Origin of the sequence: Fictibacillus nanhaiensis, from assembly GCF_042686385.1 — a bacterium.
Taxonomy (GTDB): Bacteria; Bacillota; Bacilli; order Bacillales; family Fictibacillaceae; genus Fictibacillus; species Fictibacillus nanhaiensis.
On sequence record NZ_JBHUPF010000006.1, the window covers coordinates 2,588,823 to 2,604,753 of the forward strand.

The window sequence follows — 15,931 nt, forward strand, 5'->3', positions numbered from 1 at the left end:
ATGACTGTAGCTGAAAAGTGGGTTCCTTCTGTTCGATACAGAGGTAACCACCTTCTTATATTAGATCAACAACAACTTCCCCATCATACGGTTTACTTAAATGTAACCACGATTGAACACGTATGGGACGCCATTTCAAAGCTTAAAGTTAGAGGCGCTCCTGCGATCGGAATCGCTGCTGCATTCGGACTTGCACTTTGGAGTAATTCTGAAAAAGAGGTTGATCATTTTTCATTTCTATCAAAATTGAAAAAACAAAGAGATTATTTAGCCTCCTCTCGCCCTACTGCTGTTAATTTATTCTGGGCGTTAGATCGTGTTGTCGCATCTGCCAAACGATCCGCTTCTGTAGAAGAGGCGAAAAAAAACATTGAAGCTGAAGCACTTTTAATTCAAGAAGAAGACGAAAATACATGCAGAAAGATTGGTGAGTACGCGTTATCCCTTCTTCAAGACGGAGATGCTGTCATGACGATCTGTAATGCAGGTGCTATCGCGACAAGCAAATACGGAACAGCTTTAGCTCCTTTTCATCTTGCAAAAGAGCAGGGTTGGAATCTTTCTGTATACGCGAACGAAACGCGTCCTGTCTTACAAGGATCTCGTTTAACTGCATGGGAGCTTCAAGCAAACGATATTGCTGTGACGCTAATTACGGATAATATGGCAGCGCACACTTTAAAAACAAAGAATATCAAAGCCGTTATCGTTGGATGTGATCGCGTGGCAGCAAACGGGGATACAGCTAACAAAATCGGGACTTTTGGTCTTGCACTTCAAGCGAGAGCACTCGGAATTCCCTTTTATGTAGCATGTCCTCTATCTACGTTAGATCTCAAAACATCTAGCGGCGAGGATATTCCGATCGAAGAACGCCCTGAAGAAGAAGTCACGCACCTAAACGGAGTTCGCATTGCTCCAGAAGGAATTAAAGTCTTCAATCCAGCTTTCGATGTAACTCCCGCTGAATACATATCAGCAATCATTACAGAAAAAGGAATCGTGAGCGGTAATTATCAAGAAGCCCTATCTACACTTAAGGAGGATGAAAGCATTGAGACCTTATAAAGTCTTGGCAACCGCTTGCCTTACTACTGCCTTGTTCTTAACAGGATGCACAAATGAACAAGATGCTCTTTCCAATAAGACAGAATCCAAACCAGCTGCCGCAAATGAGTCGCAATCAAAACAAAAAAATACCGCTTCAACGTCAAGCAAAGTTCCAGAACAGCTTCAGAAGCCATTAAAAATCGCTTCAATCAACCAGTTCTCTATCGGGACGTTCTCCTCTCAATATATTAGTGGTGTAAAGAAGCAAGTGGAAGAGTTCGGTGGTGAGGTGCAGGTCTATAACGCTGATAACGACCTTTCAAAAATGGCAGCGTATGTAGAAACAGCCGTTAACCAACAAGTAGATGGAATCTTAATTGATCATGGTCGTGCTGATGCGATCGCACCAAGTGTAAAAAAAGCAGTTGCAGCAGGAATTCCTGTTGTCGCTTTTGATAGTGATATCAACATACCAGGTGTAACCGTTATCGACCAGGATGATTATAGCCTTTCGTGGAATGCTCTGCGAAGCATGGCGCAAGACTTAAATGGAAAAGGTGAGATCGTATACGTTTGGGTAGGTGGTTTCACACCAATGGAAAGAAGAAACGTTATGTATGAAGCCTTCAAGAAACGTTATCCTTCGATCAAAGAGATCGCGCGTTTTGGTACAGCAACACAGAATACAGCGCTTGATACACAATCACAAATGGAAGCCCTGTTGCAAAAGTATCCTAAAAAGGGTGACATTGACGCGGTGTTCGCTCCTTGGGACGAATTTGCTAAAGGTGTGACACGTGCGATTCAACAAGCAGGACGTGAGGAAATTAAAGTATATGGAATCGACCTTAGTGACGAAGATCTGCAACTGATGCAAGAAAGTGATAGTCCATGGGTGTCAACGGCAGCTACAGATCCTGCTGATGTTGGAAAATTACAAGTTCGCTTTCTCTACCAAAAAGTAGCCGGTGAAGAAACACCACAGATCTATAGTGTTCAACCTCACCTTGTTGAAAAAGAAGATCTACCTAAGTCCAAAGTATCTATGGATGAGATCGGTAAGTATGTGGAAGGCTGGGGCAAATCTGATGCCGGAACATCACCGTGGATGGAAAACTTAAGTAAGGATAATAAACAATGACGATACTCTCATTAACTTCTATACAAAAATCATTTGGTGAACAGATTGTATTAAAAGGAGTGGACTTTACCGTAAAAAGCGGTGAGGTCCATGCTCTTTTAGGAGCCAATGGTGCTGGTAAGAGTACACTCATGAAGATACTCTCAGGCGATTATGAACGCGATGGCGGTGTCATCACTTTGAATGAAAAAGAACTGACGATTAACACACCGGCTCATGCAAAAGCAGCTGGCATTGAGATGGTCGTTCAAGAAGTAGATACTGCCCTCGTCTCTTCATTAAGTATCGCAGAAAACGTAACGATGAATACTTTTATCAAAGGTCCTGCCTTTTTTTCTTGGAAAAAAAGATACAGAGTGGCTCAAGAACTATTGAACAGAGTTGGCTTAAAACTTGATCCAGCCATCCCCCTCTCTCGATGTTCTTTAGCAGAGAAACAGTTGGTACTCATCGCAAAAGCAATTTCTGAAGACATCTCATTTATTATTTTAGATGAACCTACAGCCGCACTTAGCACGAAAGAAGCTCAACATCTGTTTACTGTTCTTCGTGAACTTCAGAAGCAAGACGTGGGCATCATCTATATTTCACACCGCTTACCTGAAATTATGGAACTGTCGACAAGAGTAACGGTCTTAAAAGATGGATACGTGACTCTATCAAAAGAAACATCTCACTGTTCTTCTGAAGAGATCGTTCGTGCGATGCTAGGCAACGAATTGGTTGAACTATTGAATGATGAAGAAGATAGAATGCTAGGCGATACCCTTTTAGAAGCGAAGCAGTTCAGAATTCCTTCTACAGGTGAATCCGTATCCCTATCTGTTCGAGAAGGAGAAATTGTTGGCGTTGCCGGATTAGTGGGTGCAGGTAAGACAGAAACGGCAAGAGCATTGTTTGGTGCAGACCCATCTAAAGATTCTCTTTACATGAAAGGGAAAAAAATAAGGGTATCGAATCCTCAAAAAGCGATTTCGGCCGGTATCGGGTTCGTCCCAGAAGAACGACGTAAAGAAGGAATTCTTGTTGATTACAATGTGGTTGAAAACTTAACCTTGCCTGTCTTAAAACAGTTTACTAAGTTTGGTTTTATCCAAAGAAAACAAGAAAAAACAGAAGCGGAAAAATGGATTAAACAGCTTGGTATCAAGACACAAAAATCCTCACTCTTGCTGAACCATCTAAGCGGAGGAAATCAACAGAAAGCATCGATCGGCAAATGGCTTCTTACTGACGGAGATGTGTTTATTTTTGACGAACCGACTAAAGGGATTGATGTTGGGGCTAAGCAAGATGTGTTTCAATGCATCAAGAACTTAGCTGCTAATAAAAAGGGCGTCCTCTATTTTACGAGTGAGATACAAGAATTGCTCGCTTTTTGTGACCGAATCCTTGTCATGTACGATGGGAAAATTGCCGGAGAATTAAACAAACACGAAGCTACCACTGAAAAAATTATGCACTATGCAACTGGAGGTCATTATGGCACAGTACGTTCATAAAGAACACGTTGAGAACGATCTAAACACTTCTAAACTCTCACTTCAAGAAAAGATCTTTCCTTTTCTTTACCGATACGGTACCCTTCTTGTCATATTATTAACCGTTATTGGATTTAGTCTTGCAAACGACAAGTTCTTAAGCTATCAAAACTTTACGGATATCCTACGCTCCGTTTCTATCATTACGTTGCTTGCGATTGGTGTAACCATATCCTTGATCGTTGGGGGCTTTGACCTTTCTGTTGGATCCACTGCGAGCCTTGCAACGGTTACAAGTGCAGCAGCTCTCGTTCTATATCGCCAAGAAACGATCGTCGCCATTCTTATTCCGATAGCAATCGGTCTATTAGTAGGTCTATTAAACTCGTTCTTCGTTGTAAAAGTAAGGCTTCCAGATCTACTCGCCACATTAGCGGTAATGTATATCATCAATGGATTGCATCTTACGTTCACAAAAGGATTTTCGATCTACAACAATATGCCTTTATCAGAAGGTGGAACAGCTCCTGGGGTTTTCCTTCCTTCTTTCTTGTATATTGGTCAAGGTGAAATATGGTCTGTTCCGGTACCTGTCATCATCATGCTGATCGCGGTTATTGTTGTTCATATCATTCTACAGCAGACTCGCTTCGGCAGATTATTATACATTACAGGAGGAAATGAAGAAGCTGCTCGTCTATCTGGTGTCCCTGTTCAGCGCTACAAGATGTATGCTTATCTTTTATCTGCATTCTTTGCCACTCTTGCAGGTATTCTGTTAGCAGCACGAATTGGAACCGGCCAAGTTTCCGCTGGTGCTCCTCTATTGATGGATGGTGTTGCCGCTGCGTTTATTGGCTTTTCTGTATTTGGTGCTGGAAAACCGAATGTGATCGGCACTTTTGTAGGTGCTGTTTTGATCGGTATACTTCTAAATGGTTTAACGATGCTGAACGTGCCTTACTATGCACAAGATATCGTAAAAGGTTCGATTCTGATCGGTGCCCTGGCGTTTATGTATTATGAAAAGAAAAAATAATGCGCCATTAGGAGTCTCCACTTGTCCGCTCGTCCTGTAGGAGTCTCACATCTTCCACTTCAATCAACCAAGCAATGAAGGTAAAGACATACAAAACAATAAAAAGCAAAAATTCTAATAGAATCAATCAAAAAACAGCACACCCTTTAAGGAGTTGTGCTGTTTTTTGCCGATAAGAAATTTCTTAAGAACTCATTCGCCTCACAAGCAGGCATAGGCTTGCTGATTATATATCCTTGAGCAGTGTGACAGCCATACTCTTGTAGTAATTTCATCTGTTCATGTGTTTCAACACCTTCTGCCACTGTTGATAGAGAGAGTCCTTCACACATCATAATGATTGCTTTAATGATCGCTGCATCACTCGTGTTAAAGAAGTCATCGCTAAGATGTCTGATAAAGCTTTGATCGATTTTTAAATAATCGACCGGGAAATCTTTTAAATAACTCAGAGAACTGTAACCCGTACCAAAATCGTCGATCGATAAACGAACACCTAGCTCTCTTAATTCTTGCATGATGCTGATACTGTATTGTACATTTTGAATCATCGTACTCTCTGTTAACTCGAGATGTAGATATTCTGCGGATATTCCGGCCGTTTCTATCGCTTCTTTTACTTCATAGACAAATGATAACCTCTGAAACTGTCTACCAGATACATTAACAGAAACAGAAAGAGTAGGAGCTCCATTATCATGCCATCTCTTAAGTTGCTTACAAGATTCGAATAGAACAAACCGCCCGATTTCATCAATAAGCCCGATTTCTTCAGCTAAAGGAATGAATTGCATTGGAGAAATTAGTCCCAATTCAGGATGATTCCATCTTACAAGTGCTTCAAATCCAATAATTCTTTCCGTTTTCAAACAATATTGAGGCTGAAAGTAAGGTTCTAGCTCACCCTTTTGAACCGCCTTACGTAAAAAGCCTTCTAGCTTTAACCGTTCAAGTGTGAATGCGTTCATATCACCGGTAAAGAATTCACGCTTTCCTCTGCCCTTTTCTTTCGCTTTATGGAGAGCGGTGTCAGCATTCTTGATGAGAACATCGGCACTCGTACTATCATTTGGATAGATGCTGACCCCAATCGACGTACTAACGGTATACTCTTGGCCATCAAGATAGATCGGCAATTGAAGCGCTTCTTCTATCCGATCTGCTGTATCGATTACATCAGCTGGTTTTTCAATCGTTAAGATTAATGTAAATAAATCCCCAGCAAATCGGCATAGTAAGTCTTGACTATGAATCACCTGTCTAAGTTGATTGCTTACATGCCTTAACACAACGTCTCCGATATGGTGGCCTAAACTCTCATTAATAATTTTGAAATGATCAATATCCACAAACATTACAGCTAATAATTGGTTTGAATGATCACTTTCAGAGACGAGTTCTCTTAACCTCTTTTCGAATAAACTTCGATTTGGCAGACCTGTTAACGAGTCGTGGAATGCAAGTTGTTCGATCTCTTCTTCCGCTTTCTTCTGCCACGTGATGTTCTTTCCGATCCCATATACACCAACAACTTGATCGTTCACAACAATGGGAATGTTCGTGATGCTGTTTAAAATGTGGCCGCCATCTTTTTTCTTAATACTCGCCACAAAATTTTGCGGTTTATCATGTATGGCAAGCCTAAAGTGTTCAACGACCCGTTTATGATCTTCCTCACATACAAATTGCAGTGCATGGGTCGAGAGCAACTCTTCTTCTGAATACTCTAAGGACTGAACGAGTGCATGATTTACACTCGTTATATACCCTTTTAAATCCATAGAATAGATCATATCTGGATTATGATCGAACAACGACTTATAGCGTTGTTCAGATTCAATTAAGTTATCATTAAGCTCTTCCATCTCTTTCGTATTCATCTTGATTAAATGAGATAGCGCTAAATATTCATCCATCTCTTTCATTCTTACACCTCATCTGTCCAATGAACCCCATTAATATAGTGATACGTTTCTATCATTTATATCGGTGCACAGGAGGCATTGTTAACAAAACAATAGATGGTTATTTTATACAAATAAAAAAGTCGCTCCGTAAAGAGCGACTTTTAAAAGTATTAACCAAGAACGGAATAACCGTAGAATAACACTAATAATAAAGTGATCCAGAAAAACACCCAGTTCAGCAGGCGACTTTCACCACGTTTTCTTTGTACAAGGATGATCTCCATCAAACCGATGAGAACAACTCCTAAAGTTCCTTTGATGATAATCGGTCCTTGATTAACGATACCAGGGTCCGTTAGATAACCAGCAAGCATATGGCCTCCTGTTGCAAGGATCGCTAAGTACAAAACGCGAAGAATCATATGCAAAATTTTTGATTTTTTTCCGGCATTTTTTTTGTATAGCATATACGTTACAAAAAACAAAATTAACGCCAGGAACCAAGATGTTACGTGAGCATGAATCATAAATATATCCTCCTATGTATAATTCTCCATATAACTATACCATGAACTGTTATAAACTAGGCAATGAAATGAGTTCCCTCTGTAAAGTAAGCACTTTCATTGCTATAATAGCAATGTGAGAAATCTTGCAGAATTGAGGTGTTTCCTTTGAAACAGACAGAAACGAAAAATACAGAAACTGTAATTTCAAAAACGGAACAATATGGTGCACAAAACTATCATCCACTTCCTATCGTTATCTCGGTAGCCGAAGGTGTATGGGTAACAGATCCAGAAGGTAACCGCTACATGGACATGCTAAGTGCATACTCTGCGGTAAACCAAGGGCACCGCCACCCTAAAATCATTCAAGCACTAAAAGACCAAGCAGACAAAGTAACACTAACATCACGTGCATTCCATAACGACCAACTTGGAGACTTTTATGAAAAAGTATCAAGTCTAACGAAGAAAGATATGGTATTACCGATGAACACAGGTGCTGAAGCGGTTGAGACGGCTATTAAAGCTGTTCGCCGTTGGGCATATGATGTAAAAGGTGTTGCGGATAATCAAGCTGAGATCATCGTTTGTGAAGGAAACTTCCATGGACGTACGATGACAGCCGTATCGATGTCATCTGATCCTGATTACCAACGTGGATTCGGTCCGATGCTCCCGGGAATCAAAGTAATTCCTTATGGTGACTTAGACGCGTTAAAAGCAGCCATTACACCTAATACAGCTGCATTCATTCTAGAGCCGATCCAAGGTGAAGCAGGAATCGTTATTCCACGCGAAGGTTTCTTGAAGGAAGCTCTTGATGTTTGTAAGTCCGAAAATGTACTTTTTGTAGCGGATGAAATCCAATCTGGACTTGGACGTTCTGGCAAAATGTTTGCTTGTGACTGGGAAGAAATCGAGCCAGACATGTACATCTTAGGAAAAGCACTTGGCGGTGGTGTAATGCCGATCTCATGTGTAGCAGCTAATCGCGAAATTCTCGGCGTGTTCAATCCTGGATCTCACGGATCAACATTCGGTGGAAACCCGCTTTCTTGTGCGGTATCTGTAGCTTCTGTAGACGTGCTTGTAGAAGAAAACTTAGTTGAGCGTTCACTCAAACTTGGTGAATATTTCTTAGGCGAGCTAAAGAAGATCGATAATCCAGTAATAAAAGAAGTTCGTGGTAAAGGTCTCTTTATAGGTGTTGAATTGAACGAACCCGCTCGTCCATATTGTGAGCGCTTAAAAGAACAAGGCCTGTTATGTAAAGAAACACACGAAAACGTTATTCGTTTCGCGCCACCTTTAATCATTTCTGATGAAGATCTAGATTGGGCGATCGAACGCATTAAAAAAGTACTTTCTGTTTAAATCATCGACTGAGGCTGACTCTTTTTGGAGTCAGCTTTTTTTGGGGGCTATCATTGAGCTCAGTTTCATATACGCACTAGGGGATTTATCCTCAGTTTGATAGATGAATCCACAACTTTTATGGATCAATCCAAAAATTTTAGCATTTTATCCAGAAGTTTTAGCTCCCAATCCAAAAGTTTTCACTGTTTATCCACGAGTCTACAAAAATTGACATCTACACTGAAACTTATACCCCACACTTAACTCAAAAAAGAAGCAGCCAGAGTGAGCTGCTTCTTCCAATTATAGTGCTTTCACCATACCGCCATCGATCAGCAGTGACTGCCCCGTTATATAAGTGTTTGCATCAGAGCAAAGGAACACGACCATCTTAGCAAACTCTGCAGGTTCACCGTAACGACCAAGCGGAATTCCACTTTCCATGGAAGTTCTGACCTCTTCTGCAGAAACTCCTTTTTTCTCAGCCACCATTTGATCTAATTCACCTACTCGATCAGTTCCAATTCGTCCCGGCCCGATCGTATTGATCAAAATGCCGTCTTTCCCTAACTCTTGTGAAAGACTCTTAGATAATCCGTTAATGGCTGTTCGGAAAGTGTTAGATAAGATGAGTCCGTCGATCGGCTGTTTAAAGGACGAAGAAGCGATATTCACGATGCGTCCTCCACCGTTTTTAATCATGTTAGGCGTAACGGCTCGAACGGAACGCACAAGACTCAGTAACGTTAACTCAAAAGCACCTTGCCAATGCTCATCTTCAAAATCATTGAACGTACCAGCTGGAGGACCTCCTGCATTGTTTACGAGCACGTCCACACTCCCAAACTTCTCAACTACTGTTGCTACAAGCTCATCGATTTCATTGCGCTGTGTGATGTCACATTTTTTATAAGTAACCACTGCGCCTGTTTCCCGCTTTATCTCTTCCGCTGTCAAAGAAAGCTGCTCTTCATCACGGCTGGTTAGCATCACGTTCGCACCTTCTCGTGCAAATTCAAGTGCGCAAGCTTTTCCAAGTCCTTTACTTGAAGCAAGGACAAGTACATTTTTTCCTTTTAGCCCTAAATCCATATCACATTCACCTGGTTTCTTAGAAAGATTTTATAATACGAAACTTACGTATTTCGTTTCAAGATAAGCTTCCATACCTTCTACTCCACCTTCACGGCCAAGACCGCTCTCTTTCATACCTCCGAACGGTGCTTGTGCAGCAGAAGGAACACCATCGTTCCAGCCTATGATTCCGTAATCTAAACCTTCAACCACTTGAGTTCCTTTGGACATACTCTCTGTATAAACATATGCCGCTAAACCAAACGGACTCGTGTTTGCAAGGCGGATCCCTTCTTCAACACTGCTGATCTTGTGAATTGGAATGACTGGACCGAACGTTTCTTCATTCATGATCAGCATATCTTGTGAAACATTTTTCAGGACCGTCGGCTCGTAATAATACCCACCGTTATCTGCTCTTCCTTTTCCTCCTGTTACACACTCTGCACCATTTGAAACCGCATTTTCCACGTGTTCGGAGATCTTTTCATACCCGTCTTTGTTAATGATTGGACCGATATCTGTACCTTCTTCCATACCGTTTCCTACTTTTAATTTCTTAGCTTCAGCAGCCACTCGTTCTACAAACTCTTCATAAACACTTTCTTGTACGTATACTCGGTTAATACAGATGCACGTTTGACCTGCGTTACGAAACTTAGAAGCTACGATTCCAGCGACTGCTTTATTTAAGTCGGCATCCTCAAGAACAACAGCTGGAGCATGTCCGCCTAGTTCCATAGAAACGTTCTTTACAGTTGCGGCACTTTGCTCGATCAATTTCTTACCGATCTCTGTAGAGCCAGTAAAGGTAACTTTTCTAACTTTCTCAGAATCCATAATGGCTTTGCCGATTACAGAAGAAGATCCTGTTACAAGATTGATGACACCTTTTGGAAAGCCTGCTTGATCGGCTAATTCGACTAACTTAATCGCTGTTAGTGGCGTTTCTTTTGGTGGCTTCACAATAAAGGTACAGCCAGCTGCAAGCGCTGGACCAAGCTTTCTTGTGATCATTGCTGCCGGGAAGTTCCACGGTGTGATGGCTGCAACGACCCCAACAGGCTGGCGTAATACTTGCATTCTCTTATTTTCGGCACTAGAAGGAATCGTACGGCCGTAGATGCGCTTACCTTCTTCGGCATACCACTTAATAAAAGAAGCAGCATACATCACTTCACCTACAGATTCTTTTAATGGTTTTCCCATCTCAAGCGTCATTAGTTCTGCTAATTCTTCTTTTTGTTCGATCATTAAGTCATGCAGTTTCATCAGATAGTCAGCGCGCTCATAAGCCGTTAACTTTGACCAGCTCGGAAACGCTTCGTGCGCTGCATCAATCGCAGCATCTGTTTCTTCTTTTCCACAAGATGCTACAGTCCCTACCACTTCACCGTTAGCAGGATTATACACCTCTATTTTTTCAAGAGAATCTCCTGTCCATGAACCGTTAATATAAAGCAGTTTTTCCAAATGAATTCCTCCTCTATGTAACTAGTTAATTCGACTTCATTCTACTATTTCATTACGAAGTGTCCCGATTCCTTCAATTGTAATTTCGATTGAGTCTCCAGGCTTTAAAAAAACAGGAGGCTTCATCCCTTTACCTACTCCAGCAGGTGTACCTGTCGCGATGATATCTCCAGCTTCTAACGTCATACCTTTTGAAAGCTCATTAATCATCGTGGGTATGTCGAAGATAAGATCAGATGTGTTTCCTTTCTGTCTCACTTCTCCGTTCACTTTTGTGACAATTGATAGGCGACTTGGATTTGGTACCTCAGAGTGATGGACGATCCATGGCCCCATCGGGCAAGTTCCGTTGAGACTTTTTCCGAGTAAAAATTGCTTGTGCTTCTGTTGCAGGTCACGAGCGGTAATATCGTTGATGATCGTAAAACCAAAAATGTGATCCATCGCTTCTTCCTTCTTTATACTCGTACCCGTTTTGCCAATAATTATAGCTAACTCACCTTCATAATCTAGTTGATTGGTTATGGTAGAATGACTAGGAATCCCTTCATCATGACCGATTACAGACGTAGGAGCTTTTGAGAACACCATGATATCTTCCGGAATGTCTGCTTCGCTTCCCATTTCTATCGCATGGTCTCTGTAATTCTTCCCGATGCAGAATACATTTTTACTTGGCCGGGGAATTGGTGCTTTTAATTGAATCTCATTGAGTTCGTATGTATGGTTGGGTACTAGATCAGAGTGAATTAAGCTCTCTACCTTTTCTAAAAATTCGTCACCAAGAGAAATCGCCTCTAGTAGGGTTGAAGGAAATTCCATCTCGCTTTTTTCCGCGAGCTCTGATACATTTATAATCTTTTCTTCTCGTACGATGCCTATGAAGCACTTGTCATTTTTAACAGCTGTAACCCATTTCACAATAACCTGAATCCTCCTTTAAGTAACGCTTACATCTTAATGATTACTACTATATCGGTTCTGACTTTGTACCGTAAAGAAATTTGCTGTGTAAATAGACAATACTCGTTTTTGATTCTTTTTAAAATATGGTAAAATAGTTTGTCATCTAAAACGCCCTTTCTTAGGGTAACAATAATGAGGTAATCAAAATTATGAAAACTGTACTAAGTACGTTAAATGCTAAATATATACACACATGTCTTGCGTTACGCTATTTAAAAGCTTACAGCGAACCTGACTTTCCTGTAACGATTCGAGAGTTCACGATCAAAGATCCTTCTTTAAATATCGTAACCGACCTTTATAGCCAAGAACCTGATGTTCTTGGATTCAGCTGCTATATTTGGAACATTGAAGAGACGATTAAAGTAATCCAGATGTTTAAAAAGATCAAACCGGAAACGAAGATCGTCTTAGGTGGTCCTGAAGTATCTTATGATGTAGCGCATTGGCTCGAACACATTCCAGAAGTAGACTTTATAGTTGTGAACGAAGGTGAGGAAACGTTTAAACATCTACTCACTCAGATTCAGAATGATGGTGGCTTCGATTCTGTTGCCGGGCTGGCATATCGAAAAGATGGCAATCCTAAAATTAACGGGCCACGAGAGAAACTGGACTTAAAAACAGTACCATCTCCATTCCGCTTCGAAGAAGATATCCAGTCTTTATCAAAACGGATCACGTATTTTGAGACAAGCCGCGGCTGCCCCTATTCATGTGCGTTCTGCTTATCTTCTATTGAAGTTGGGGTTCGATATTTTGATCCAAAACTCGTTAAAGACGATTTGATCTTCTTAATGGATAACGGGGCTAAGATAATTAAGTTTGTAGACAGAACGTTTAACATTCGCAGAGATTATGCACTCGATATGTTCTCATTCCTTATTGAAAACAGAAGACCAGGGGTTGTATTTCAGTTTGAGATCACAGCAGATATCATGAGACCCGAAGTCATTGATTATTTAAATGAACATGCACCAAAAGGTTTGTTCCGTTTTGAGATTGGTGTGCAGTCGACTAATGACGCTGTGAACGAATTGGTACAACGCCGACAGAATTTTGAAAAGCTCACACGTACCGTAACAACTGTTAGAGATGGCGGGAAGATCGTTCAGCATCTAGACTTAATCGCAGGCTTACCTGAGGAAGATTACAATTCGTTTAGAAAGACGTTCAATGACGTTTTCGCTTTTGGCATTGAAGAAGTTCAGTTAGGTTTCTTGAAGATGTTAAGAGGTACAGGGCTACGATTAACAGCTGAAAAACATGACTATGTGTATATGGATCATTCTCCATATGAAATTTTAGGAAACAACGTTCTAACGTTTGATGAAATTATCCGTATCAAACAAGTTGAAGACGTATTAGAAAAATATTGGAACGATCATCGCATGGATCATACCGTTAAATATTTGATACATCATGTATTCCAATCGCCTTTTGACTTCTTCCAAGAATTCGGGACTTATTGGGAAACACGTGGATGGTCAAGAATCGGTCATCAGTTAGAAGATTTGTATACGCGCTTGATCGCATTCTTAACAGAAGCTGCACCACACTCACTTCCAGTTGCAGAAAGCTTGATGAAACTTGATTATTTAGAAAGACAACAGTTCAAACCGCGTAAGCCATGGTGGGAGAACACACAAAACAAAGAAGAAACATCAAAAGTACTCTCACTGCTCGCACAATATCCTGAAATGATTGATGGGTTTCCGGCTCTTTCTGAAAAAGATATGCACAAGCACGCGTTTGTCACGGATACAGCGATCGATCCACTATCCGATCAATTAGAGCCACAAAGTGAGAAAGATTTCTTACTCATCGCGTTGTTTGATCCTAAGCAACAATCAACAAAAGTGTTCACAACATCTAAAAAGTCATTGCTAACAAAAAATTCTTAAATTCGTTAAAGCGGGGATTTCCGTTCCAGGGTACATGCTTTCCGCGGGGCGGGCGGTGAGCCCCCTGCCGCTCCAACCCCTAAAAGTTAGCACGAAAAAGAGTAAAGACACTAACTAAAAAAAGCTAAGTAAAAAAACAAGGGTTTCGCAAGTAATATACATGCGAAACCCTTTTTCTTCTTAAAAAAACGTCAAATTAGTGTAATCCCACTGGCATTTTTATAGGTAAAAGGTAAAGAACTACTTCTTTAAAACCGGTTGCCCTGAAACAAATACAGACGAAGGATTCAGCACGACTACCTGACCTTTTTTGAGTCCTTTTGTAATCTGCACGTTCCCCTTTTGCTCTAGACCCGTGGAAACGTTATGTTTATACAATTTGTTTTTAACAATCGTGAGCACATACGTTTCCCCATCGTCTTTTAAGATGGCTTTCTTAGGGACGCTAGTCGCTTTTTCTGCCATTTTTTCTGTTAGGATGATCGTAGCGGATTGTCCTTCAACCCAAGCCGCTTCATCTTCGACAAGAACAGTTAACGTAAAGGTATTCTGTTCAGTTGGCAAAATCGTTTGTACGGTTCCTTTCAATGATTTCTTACCTGTGGATTTGATTTGAACTTGGTCCCCAGTTTTCACGAGTGAAGCCATTTTTTGGTCGATATTACTAACTAGTTCAAAGTTTCCTTGTCCTACAATAGTCATAAGCGAATCTTCATCGCCAACTCCATTTAATTCTGATACGACACCGTCAGCTGGACTTTTTACACTAAGGTCATCGAGTTTTCTTTCTAGTTCCGATATTTCATCTGATAAGACAGAACTTTCGTTTTCAGCCAAATCACTTTGCAACTCAGCTTCAGCTAATTTTTCTTGAAGAAGCACTTTAGCATCTTTGCTGTCTTTTTCTTCATCAGAATCTGAAAGTTCACTTTTCCATTCACTTATTTGTCCGGAATAATGACTACTTCGAACATCAGCTGATTCTTTGTCTCGCTTCAAATCGCGAAGTTCTTTTTCGATCTCTTCGTTTTCATATGTAATTAACGTTTGACCAGAAGTAACCGTATCACCCTTCGAAACCATTACTTCCTTTATTGATCCAAGTGATGCATTTTCATAAATTTCAAAGGTGTTTTTTGATTGAGCGACACCCGTTGTTTTGTGTTTCCTAATAAAATCTTTCTGTAAAGATAGACCGGTTTTAACTCTTGGCGCTTCAACAGCGGCAGATTCTTGTTTATCAAAAATCACGATGTTCATTACAAGCAGGAGGACAACCATAATAGCTGCAGCAACCCATTTCAGTTTATTCATAATCGTGTCTCCTCCTTAAACCAGCTGTCCACTAGCTAATGCAGCGTATAGTGAAGATAATAAAATGAACATCACAACAAATCCAATCGTAACAACGAGGCAGTATTTCTTTTCCTTAAACGATAGTTGTCGAAGTGCATAATACAAAACAATTGAACCCCAAATCGTAAATATATTGATGCTGTTTAATAGTTCTTGCCAAAAGCCATGCTTAAAGAACAACACACCCGCAAAACCGAATCCTAACGGCTGAACAACTTCTTCAGCACCTGTTACAAACTGAACCGGAAGTTCAAAAAGTAATCCGAGAATAAATAGGAGATATACCGTTGTCATTACATAAAAGAGTGCTTTATATCCAATATCACGGAAGAAAACATATAAAAAAAGTGCTCCTGAATTTACCACTAAGAACGGGACAATCATTCCCCAAGCACCGCCTACTAAAGCGATGAGATATCGTAACAACTCAAGTTCCGTTCCACTTAGTTTTGCTGCCTCTACAAAAGAAATCGTTTTGAATGAGGGAAACGCTGCAAAAAATGAAAGTGCATGCAACAATCCACTTGTGATTAAAATAGCAAAAAAGCGAATCCAAAAACCCTCTTTATCTTTCCACTCATTATAAAACGCAAAGTATGTATTCGGCTTTGTTAAAGCAGGAATAAATTGTGCTCTTCCTGTCATGGTGCCGCCCCCTTCTCTCTTTATCTCTGT

General features: G+C 40.7%; 13 protein-coding genes. 6 read left to right on the plus strand and 7 right to left on the minus strand.

Annotated features, from left to right (window positions below):
- From mtnA to ACFS5O_RS16930, 4 genes are read left to right on the plus strand one after another with little or no spacing between them, the layout of a single operon-like run.
- Entirely contained in the window at positions 1-1,068 is a 1,068-nt protein-coding gene (mtnA, locus tag ACFS5O_RS16915; protein WP_205725907.1) for an S-methyl-5-thioribose-1-phosphate isomerase, read from the plus strand.
- A complete protein-coding gene (locus ACFS5O_RS16920; protein WP_205725906.1) occupies positions 1,046-2,191 on the plus strand; it encodes a sugar ABC transporter substrate-binding protein in 1,146 nt (381 codons plus the stop codon). The genes mtnA and ACFS5O_RS16920 overlap by 23 nt, the downstream gene beginning before the upstream one ends.
- A complete protein-coding gene (locus ACFS5O_RS16925; RefSeq protein WP_205725905.1) occupies positions 2,188-3,693 on the plus strand; it encodes a sugar ABC transporter ATP-binding protein in 1,506 nt (501 codons plus the stop codon). Before ACFS5O_RS16920 ends, ACFS5O_RS16925 begins: the two co-directional genes overlap by 4 nt.
- On the plus strand, positions 3,674-4,711 hold the full coding sequence (locus ACFS5O_RS16930; RefSeq protein ID WP_205725904.1) for an ABC transporter permease: 1,038 nt from the start codon (positions 3,674-3,676) through the stop codon (positions 4,709-4,711). Before ACFS5O_RS16925 ends, ACFS5O_RS16930 begins: the two co-directional genes overlap by 20 nt.
- A gap of 146 nt (positions 4,712-4,857) precedes the next feature.
- Here the strand turns inward: ACFS5O_RS16930 and ACFS5O_RS16935 are convergent, their stop codons facing one another.
- A complete protein-coding gene (locus ACFS5O_RS16935; protein ID WP_205725903.1) occupies positions 4,858-6,636 on the minus strand; it encodes a sensor domain-containing protein in 1,779 nt (592 codons plus the stop codon).
- 152 nt (positions 6,637-6,788) lie between these two features.
- Positions 6,789-7,145, minus strand: a complete 357-nt coding sequence (locus tag ACFS5O_RS16940; protein WP_066392958.1) for a DUF1516 family protein — start codon at positions 7,143-7,145, stop codon at positions 6,789-6,791.
- Between the two features lie 147 nt (positions 7,146-7,292).
- On the opposite strand from ACFS5O_RS16940, the gene ACFS5O_RS16945 reads away from it, so the two are divergent.
- Positions 7,293-8,501: an ornithine--oxo-acid transaminase gene (locus ACFS5O_RS16945; RefSeq protein ID WP_066392954.1), complete on the plus strand. Its 1,209-nt coding sequence runs from the start codon at positions 7,293-7,295 to the stop codon at positions 8,499-8,501.
- Between the two features lie 285 nt (positions 8,502-8,786).
- Here the strand turns inward: ACFS5O_RS16945 and ACFS5O_RS16950 are convergent, their stop codons facing one another.
- Genes ACFS5O_RS16950 through ACFS5O_RS16960 form a run of 3 tightly spaced genes read right to left on the minus strand, consistent with a single transcriptional unit; the run spans position 8,787 to position 11,951 of the window.
- Complete coding sequence (locus ACFS5O_RS16950; protein ID WP_205725902.1) at positions 8,787-9,575, minus strand: SDR family oxidoreductase; 789 nt, start codon at positions 9,573-9,575, stop codon at positions 8,787-8,789.
- A 30-nt stretch (positions 9,576-9,605) separates the two neighbouring features.
- On the minus strand, positions 9,606-11,030 hold the full coding sequence (locus tag ACFS5O_RS16955; protein WP_205725901.1) for an NAD-dependent succinate-semialdehyde dehydrogenase: 1,425 nt from the start codon (positions 11,028-11,030) through the stop codon (positions 9,606-9,608).
- 36 nt (positions 11,031-11,066) lie between these two features.
- Positions 11,067-11,951 (minus strand): fumarylacetoacetate hydrolase family protein, encoded by an 885-nt coding sequence (locus ACFS5O_RS16960; protein WP_205725900.1) that lies wholly within the window; start codon positions 11,949-11,951, stop codon positions 11,067-11,069.
- Between the two features lie 194 nt (positions 11,952-12,145).
- Here ACFS5O_RS16960 and ACFS5O_RS16965 point away from each other — a divergent pair, with 194 nt between their 5' ends.
- A complete protein-coding gene (locus ACFS5O_RS16965; protein WP_205725899.1) occupies positions 12,146-13,900 on the plus strand; it encodes a B12-binding domain-containing radical SAM protein in 1,755 nt (584 codons plus the stop codon).
- 240 nt (positions 13,901-14,140) lie between these two features.
- Here ACFS5O_RS16965 and ACFS5O_RS16970 read toward each other — a convergent pair whose 3' ends face one another.
- Both ACFS5O_RS16970 and ACFS5O_RS16975 read right to left on the minus strand, forming a co-directional pair.
- Complete coding sequence (locus ACFS5O_RS16970) at positions 14,141-15,214, minus strand: efflux RND transporter periplasmic adaptor subunit (protein WP_205725898.1); 1,074 nt, start codon at positions 15,212-15,214, stop codon at positions 14,141-14,143.
- Positions 15,215-15,229: 15 nt separating this feature from the next.
- Entirely contained in the window at positions 15,230-15,901 is a 672-nt protein-coding gene (locus ACFS5O_RS16975; protein WP_205725897.1) for a hypothetical protein, read from the minus strand.
- Positions 15,902-15,931 lie beyond the last annotated feature (30 nt).

Excerpts from the sequence above, each read along its gene's own strand:
- mtnA (WP_205725907.1), top strand. The coding sequence starts at position 1 with ATGACTGTAGCTGAAAAGTGGGTTCCTTCTGTTCGATACAGAGGTAAC.
- ACFS5O_RS16920 (WP_205725906.1), top strand. The coding sequence starts at position 1,046 with ATGAAAGCATTGAGACCTTATAAAGTCTTGGCAACCGCTTGCCTTACT.
- ACFS5O_RS16925 (WP_205725905.1), top strand. The coding sequence starts at position 2,188 with ATGACGATACTCTCATTAACTTCTATACAAAAATCATTTGGTGAACAG.
- ACFS5O_RS16930 (WP_205725904.1), top strand. The coding sequence starts at position 3,674 with ATGGCACAGTACGTTCATAAAGAACACGTTGAGAACGATCTAAACACT.
- ACFS5O_RS16935 (WP_205725903.1), bottom strand. The coding sequence starts at position 6,636 with ATGAAAGAGATGGATGAATATTTAGCGCTATCTCATTTAATCAAGATG.
- ACFS5O_RS16940 (WP_066392958.1), bottom strand. The coding sequence starts at position 7,145 with ATGATTCATGCTCACGTAACATCTTGGTTCCTGGCGTTAATTTTGTTT.
- ACFS5O_RS16950 (WP_205725902.1), bottom strand. The coding sequence starts at position 9,575 with ATGGATTTAGGGCTAAAAGGAAAAAATGTACTTGTCCTTGCTTCAAGT.
- ACFS5O_RS16965 (WP_205725899.1), top strand. The coding sequence starts at position 12,146 with ATGAAAACTGTACTAAGTACGTTAAATGCTAAATATATACACACATGT.
- ACFS5O_RS16970 (WP_205725898.1), bottom strand. The coding sequence starts at position 15,214 with ATGAATAAACTGAAATGGGTTGCTGCAGCTATTATGGTTGTCCTCCTG.
- ACFS5O_RS16975 (WP_205725897.1), bottom strand. The coding sequence starts at position 15,901 with ATGACAGGAAGAGCACAATTTATTCCTGCTTTAACAAAGCCGAATACA.